Source organism: Nocardioides sp. S5-5 (assembly GCF_054954065.1).
Map to the genome: position 1 here is coordinate 1,917,819 of NZ_CP199913.1, position 5,754 is coordinate 1,923,572.

Sequence of the window (5,754 nt, forward strand, 5' to 3'; positions counted from 1 at the left end):
GCACTTCTTGCCCGTTGCACCGGTCAAGAAGCGCAGGAATCACCGCTGAAGAGGCGATTCCTGCACCCCCGGAGCCCCCGATGACCGGGGCCGCCCTGCTGGTCGCGGGGATGACCTCCGACGCCGGCAAGAGCGTGCTGACGACCGGGCTGTGCCGGGCGTTCGCGCGGCGGGGGATCCGGGTGGCGCCGTACAAGGCGCAGAACATGTCCAACAACTCGATGGTCGTGCGCGGCCCCGACGGCGCGCCCGGCGAGATCGGGCGGGCGCAGTGGGTGCAGGCGGTCGCGGCGGGCGTCGAGCCCGAGGTCGCGATGAACCCGGTGCTGCTCAAGCCCGGCAGCGACCGGCGCAGCCACGTCGTGCTGATGGGGCAGCCGGCGGGCGAGGTGTCCTCCCGCGACTGGCACGACGGGCGCGCTCGGCTCGCGGCCACGGCCTTCGACGCCTTCGACGACCTGCGCGAGCGCTTCGACCTGGTCGTGGCCGAGGGCGCGGGCAGCCCGGCGGAGATCAACCTGCGCTCCACCGACTACGTCAACCTGGGGCTCGCCCGGCACGGGGACGTGCCGACGATCGTGGTCGGCGACATCGACCGCGGCGGTTGGTTCGCGTCCGCCTACGGCACGCTCATGCTGCTCGAGCCGGAGGACCAGGCGCTGATCGCGGGGTACGTCGTCAACAAGTTCCGCGGCGACGTCGATCTGCTGCGGCCGGGGCTCGCCGACCTCGAGCAGCGCACCGGCCGCCCGACGTACGGCGTGCTCCCGTGGCACCCCGACCTGTGGCTGGACTCCGAGGACGCGCTCGACCTCGCCGGGCGGCGGGCGGCGCCGGGCGCGACCACCCGCAAGGTCGCCGTCGTCCGGCTGCCGCGGATCAGCAACTTCACCGACGTCGACGCGCTCGGGCTGGAGCCGGCGCTGGACGTCGAGTTCGTGTCCGACGCGGCGCGGCTGGCCGACGCCGACCTGGTCGTGCTGCCGGGCACGCGGGCCACCCTGGCCGATCTGGTCTGGCTGCGCGAGCGGGGACTCGACACGGCGATCCAGCGGCACGCGAGGGCGGGGCGGCCGGTGCTCGGCATCTGTGGCGGCTGCCAGATGCTGGGTCGCCGGATCGAGGACCCCGACGGCACCGAGGGCACCGCGGGCGCGGCCGTCGACGGCCTCGGCCTGCTCGACCTGACCACCCGGTTCGCGCCGGAGAAGCGCCTCGCGCTGCACGAGCCCGCCGGCTACGAGATCCACCACGGCCGGATCACCGGCACCACCGTGAGCGGGACGGTGACCGGCACGATGGTGCACGGCAGCCTGGAGGACGACGCGACCCGCGCGGCGTACCTCGCCGCCGCGCTCGACGTCGCGTCCGCGGCGTCCTTCCCCGCGGCCCGAGCGGCTCGGCTGGACCTGCTCGGCGACCTGGTCGAGGAGCACGTCGACCTCGACGCGATCGTGGAGCTCACCCGATGAGGGTGCTGCTGCTCGGCGGCACCGGCGAGGCCCGTGACCTCGCCGCGCGCCTCGTCGCGGCCGGCATCCCCGTCGTCTCGTCGCTGGCCGGGCGGGTCGCGCGTCCGCGACTGCCCGTCGGCGAGGTGCGGATCGGCGGCTTCGGCGGGGTCCCGGGGTTGCGGGACGCCCTGGCCGACTTCGACGCGGTCGTCGACGCGACCCACCCGTTCGCCGCCGGCATCTCCCGCAACGCCGCGGCCGCCTGCGCTGCGAGCGGCGTGTCGCTGCTGCGGCTGGAGCGCCCCGGCTGGGCCGAGCGGGCCACCCCGTCGTGGATCTGGGTCGACACCCACGAGCAGGCCGCGACCGTCGCCGGCGAGCTCGGCAGCCGCCCGTTCCTCACGATCGGCCGCCAGGAGCTGGCCCGGTTCGTCCCCGCGCTGGCCGAGCGCCAGGTGCTCGCCCGCGTCGTCGACCCACCCGACCTCGTGGTCCCGCCGGACTGGGAGCTGCTGACCTCACGCGGTCCCTACCCGCTCGAACGGGAGCGGGAGCTGATGGCCGACCGCGACGTGCTGGTCACCAAGGACTCCGGCGGCGAGCTGACCTGGCCCAAGATGGAGGCGGCCGCCGAGCTGGGCATCCCCGTGGTCGTCGTACGACGGCCGCCGGCGCCGGACGGCGTCGACACCGTCACCGATGCCGACGCCGCCCTGGCCTGGGTGCTCAGGCGGCAGCAGCGGCCTTGAGTGCCTCGGCGAGCGTGGTCGCCGGCCGGCCGAGCAGCCCCTCGAGGTCGGCGGGCTCGACGTACAGCTCGCCGCGGCCCAGGCCGAGGTCCGCGTCGGTGAGGATGGCGGCGAACTGCTCCGGCACGCCGGCGCCGACGAGGACCTTCGTGAGCTCGTCGGCCGGGAGGTCGGTGTAGGTGACGTCCTTGCCGAGGACGTCCCCGACGGTGGCGGCGAGCTCCTCGAGGCTGAACGCCGCACCGCCGAGCTCGTAGACGGCCTTCGGCTGCTCGAGCAGGAGGGCGGCGGCCGCGGCCTCGGCGAGGTCGGCGCGGGTGGCGGCGCTGACCCGACCGTCACCCGCGGCGCCGAGGACGCCGTGCTCGGCGTAGGTCGCGAGCTGGTCGGTGTAGTTCTCGAGGTACCAGCCGTTGCGCAGGAAGGTGTGCGGCAGCCCGGAGGCGAGGATCGCCTCCTCGGTGGCGCGGTGCTCGGCGGCCAGTGCGATGCCGGAGGTGTCGGCGTGCGGGATGCTCGTGTACGCCAGCAGGGCGGTGCCGGCCGCCGACGCGGCGTCGATGACGTTCTGGTGCTGGGGGAGGCGCTGGCCGACCTCGCTGCCCGAGATGAGCAGCACCCGGTCGGCGTCGGTGAGCGCGGTGGCGAGGGCCGCGGTGTCGGCGTAGTCGACCCGCCGAGTGGTGACGCCGAGGGCGGCGAGACCGGAGAGCCGCTCCTCGTCGCGGCCCAGCGCGACGACCTGGTCGGCGGGGACGCCCTTGGCGAGGAGAGAGGCCACGACCTGGCGGCCGAGGTGGCCGGTGGCTCCGGTGACGACGAGGGACATGGGGTGGCCTTTCGAGCGGTGGGGTCGTGCCTGTCGACCCCTTCAACGGACCGTTCGGGGAGTTGCTTCCCATTGGTTAGTACGCACTTTGAAGTAAGGTACTTCCGTGGGGGAGAGTGCCGAGACGATCTTCGAGCAGTTCCCCGGCGGCGTGTTCCCCGCGGCCTGCTCGAGCCGGGTGCTGCTCGACCACGTGATGAGCAAGTGGGGCGTGCTGGTGCTGGTCTCGCTCACCGACGGGCCGCAGCGCTGGAGCGACCTGCGCCGCCGGGCACAGGGCATCAGCGAGAAGATGCTCGCCCAGACCCTCAAGACGCTGGAGGCCGACGGACTGGTGCATCGCGAGCAGCAGCCGGTGATGCCGCCGCGGGTCGACTACAGCCTGACCCCGCTCGGCGAGGAGCTGGCCGAGGTGATGGTGCCGCTGCTGCGCTGGGTCGGCCGCAACGCCGACACGATCATCGGGACCTGAGCCGCGCGGCCGCGGCGGCCGTCAGCACCGCGCCGACGCCGATCCGGCGGGCCAGGGTGCGGGCGCGGTCCAGCTCCGCCCGGTCGGGCGGGGGACCGTCGCCCATCACCGCGCGGTGCTCGATGCGGCCGCCGTAGTCGTTGGTGCCGCCGAGCCGGGTCCCGAGGGCGCCGGCGAAGGCCGCCTCGACCGGGCCGGCGTTCGGGCTGGGGTGGCCGGCGGCGTCACGGCGCCAGGTCCGCCAGGCCGTGGCCGGGTCCGGGCCGAGCACCGTGGCGAGCGCGGCGGTCAGCCGGGAGCCCGGCAGGTTGAGCAGGTCGTCGAACCGTGCGGCCGCCCACCCGAAGCGCTCGTAGCGGGCGCTGCGGTGTCCGACCATCGCGTCGAGGGTGTTCGCGGCGCGGTAGCCGAGCAGCCCGGGCACGCCGGCGACGGCACCCCACACGAGCGGCGCGACGACCGCGTCGCTCGTGTTCTCGGCCAGCGACTCCAGGGCCGCCCGGACCACCTCGGTCTCGTCGAGCCGGCGGGTGTCGCGGCCGACCAGATGGGTGAGCTGCTGCCTCGCCTCCGGGAGGCGGCCGGCGGCGAGGAGCCGGGAGACCTCGGCGGCCTCCCGGTCCAGGGACGTCCCGCCGAGCACTGCCCAGGTGGCGACCGCTGTGGCGAGCGTGCGGGGGAGGGCACGTTCGGCCACGATCCCGAGCACGACGGCGCCGCCGACCAGGGTGGCGACGTACCCGACACCGGTGGGGCGGTCGTCGCGCCAGATCCTCTTCTCGAGAGTGGCCGCCACGCGGCCGAAGCCGGCGACGGGATGACCACGCCGCGGATCGGCGAGGAGCCGATCCGCGGCGTAGCCGAGCAGCAGACCGGCGGCCCGAGCGTTCAGAGGCTGGCGGCGAGCTCGCGGCGCGCCGTGCTGGCCGCGGCCTGGTCCGACATCCGGCCGATCAGCGCGGTCAGGCCGATGCCGATCCCGGCCCACAGGGTGGCCAGGGTGGCCAGTGACGCGCGGCGGAAGTACCACAGCGTGTCGGCCGGGAAGTCGCCGAGCTCGTTGACGGTGGGCAGCAGCAGCCCGGCCACCACCACGACGACCAGGTACCCGCCCGCGACGATGAGACCCGCGGTCCAGCCGTCGAACCGGGCGAGCAGCCTGTTGGCCACGACCACCATCGCGATGGCGGCGAGGACCGAGATCAGCAGCAGCCCGAAGTACGACGCACTGCGGCCGCCGATCGTGTCGCCGCTGCCGACGGCGGGCGGCGTGGCGGGGTACTTGGTGAACGGCACCAGCGCGACGGCGACGAAGCCGACCAGCACCACCAGCGCGGTGGAGCCGCGCGCCGACAGGCCCCCGAGCCGGCCGAGCACGGCGGCCGCGGCCAGCGACACGAGGCCGCCGAGGGCGGCGCCGACGGCCAGCATGCCGGTCAGCAGGCCCCAGCTCTTCTGGTTGTCGCGGGAGATCTCGACCATGCCGGACTGGTCCTCGTCGGCAGCGGCGGCCTCCTCGGCGGCGACCTCCTGTGGCGTCATCTGGGCGGCGGCCGCCTCCTCGAGGCCGATCGCGTCGTCGACCTGCGGCTCACCGAAGGCGAACGCGACGACGAAGGCGATCAGGCCCGCCACCAGGCCGACGGCGAGGCCACGGATCAGGAAGGAGGCCGGGCTCAGGACAGAGCTCTCCTCGGAAACGGTGCTCATGCTCGCGCCCCCGCTCAGTGACAGGGGTAGCCGAGCAGGTGGCGGGCGTCATGCACCCACTCGTGGACCGCGTTGCCCGCCGGGAGCGAGATCGCGCCCTGGTCGGCGCTCACGAAGAAGATCGCCAGCATCGCGAGCAGGCCGAAGAAGACGACCCAGGTGCCGAGCTGGAGCAGCGGGACGACCGGGACCTGGACGACCGGCGCGGCGAGAGGGGTGGCAGAGGACTGCGACATGTGGTGCCTCCTCAGGGATTCAGCGTCCCTGGTCAATGGGTGTGAGGTGTGTGCAGGCACTCGTTCCTGACTTCACCGCACCCGACCCGGAGGGCGGAGCGGTGTCACAGTAGCGCGACTGTGCCGGAGTCCCACCGGCTTCCTCGTGCCTGCATGACGGACTCTAGGGCACGGGCTCGACTATTTCGGGGAGTGTCCTCCAAATGGACTATTGCCGTGGGGGACACGCGTCTGGGAGCGTCTCTCCGGCAAGTGGGCGGACACCATGGGGGACACGAACATGCGCGCGCGGAGACTCATCGCT

The 5,754-nt window shown here is 74.0% G+C and carries 7 protein-coding genes; 3 read left to right on the forward strand and 4 right to left on the reverse strand.

Annotated elements, in window-relative coordinates; translation table 11 throughout:
• The first annotated feature begins 80 nt into the window (after window positions 1-80).
• Both ACUP6Y_RS09080 and ACUP6Y_RS09085 read left to right on the forward strand, forming a co-directional pair.
• Window positions 81-1,472 (forward strand): cobyric acid synthase, encoded by a 1,392-nt coding sequence (locus ACUP6Y_RS09080; protein WP_462555508.1) that lies wholly within the window; start codon window positions 81-83, stop codon window positions 1,470-1,472.
• On the forward strand, window positions 1,469-2,203 hold the full coding sequence (locus tag ACUP6Y_RS09085) for a cobalt-precorrin-6A reductase (RefSeq protein WP_462555509.1): 735 nt from the start codon (window positions 1,469-1,471) through the stop codon (window positions 2,201-2,203). Before ACUP6Y_RS09080 ends, ACUP6Y_RS09085 begins: the two co-directional genes overlap by 4 nt.
• Here the strand turns inward: ACUP6Y_RS09085 and ACUP6Y_RS09090 are convergent.
• A complete protein-coding gene (locus ACUP6Y_RS09090) occupies window positions 2,181-3,032 on the reverse strand; it encodes an NAD(P)H-binding protein (protein WP_462555510.1) in 852 nt (283 codons plus the stop codon). The genes ACUP6Y_RS09085 and ACUP6Y_RS09090 overlap by 23 nt on opposite strands.
• 106 nt (window positions 3,033-3,138) lie before the next feature.
• Between ACUP6Y_RS09090 and ACUP6Y_RS09095 the strand changes: the two genes are divergently transcribed.
• Window positions 3,139-3,504, forward strand: a complete 366-nt coding sequence (locus tag ACUP6Y_RS09095; RefSeq protein WP_462555511.1) for a winged helix-turn-helix transcriptional regulator — start codon at window positions 3,139-3,141, stop codon at window positions 3,502-3,504.
• On the opposite strand, the gene ACUP6Y_RS09100 is transcribed toward ACUP6Y_RS09095, so the two are convergent.
• From ACUP6Y_RS09100 to ACUP6Y_RS09110, 3 genes are read right to left on the reverse strand one after another with little or no spacing between them, the layout of a single operon-like run.
• Window positions 3,491-4,396, reverse strand: a complete 906-nt coding sequence (locus ACUP6Y_RS09100) for a cobalamin biosynthesis protein (protein ID WP_462556675.1) — start codon at window positions 4,394-4,396, stop codon at window positions 3,491-3,493. The genes ACUP6Y_RS09095 and ACUP6Y_RS09100 overlap by 14 nt on opposite strands.
• On the reverse strand, window positions 4,393-5,214 hold the full coding sequence (locus ACUP6Y_RS09105; protein ID WP_462555512.1) for a CbtA family protein: 822 nt from the start codon (window positions 5,212-5,214) through the stop codon (window positions 4,393-4,395). The genes ACUP6Y_RS09100 and ACUP6Y_RS09105 overlap by 4 nt, the downstream gene beginning before the upstream one ends.
• Before the next feature lie 14 nt (window positions 5,215-5,228).
• Window positions 5,229-5,450 carry a CbtB domain-containing protein gene (locus ACUP6Y_RS09110; RefSeq protein WP_462555513.1) on the reverse strand — a complete coding sequence of 74 codons (222 nt, stop codon included), beginning with the start codon at window positions 5,448-5,450 and terminating at the stop codon, window positions 5,229-5,231.
• Window positions 5,451-5,754: the final 304 nt, after the last annotated feature.

What these genes read in the sequence shown, in the direction of transcription:
- ACUP6Y_RS09105 (WP_462555512.1), bottom strand. Translation starts at nt 5,214, where the DNA reads ATGAGCACCGTTTCCGAGGAGAGCTCTGTCCTGAGCCCGGCCTCCTTC.
- ACUP6Y_RS09110 (WP_462555513.1), bottom strand. Translation starts at nt 5,450, where the DNA reads ATGTCGCAGTCCTCTGCCACCCCTCTCGCCGCGCCGGTCGTCCAGGTC.
- ACUP6Y_RS09085 (WP_462555509.1), top strand. Translation starts at nt 1,469, where the DNA reads ATGAGGGTGCTGCTGCTCGGCGGCACCGGCGAGGCCCGTGACCTCGCC.
- ACUP6Y_RS09080 (WP_462555508.1), top strand. Translation starts at nt 81, where the DNA reads ATGACCGGGGCCGCCCTGCTGGTCGCGGGGATGACCTCCGACGCCGGC.
- ACUP6Y_RS09090 (WP_462555510.1), bottom strand. Translation starts at nt 3,032, where the DNA reads ATGTCCCTCGTCGTCACCGGAGCCACCGGCCACCTCGGCCGCCAGGTC.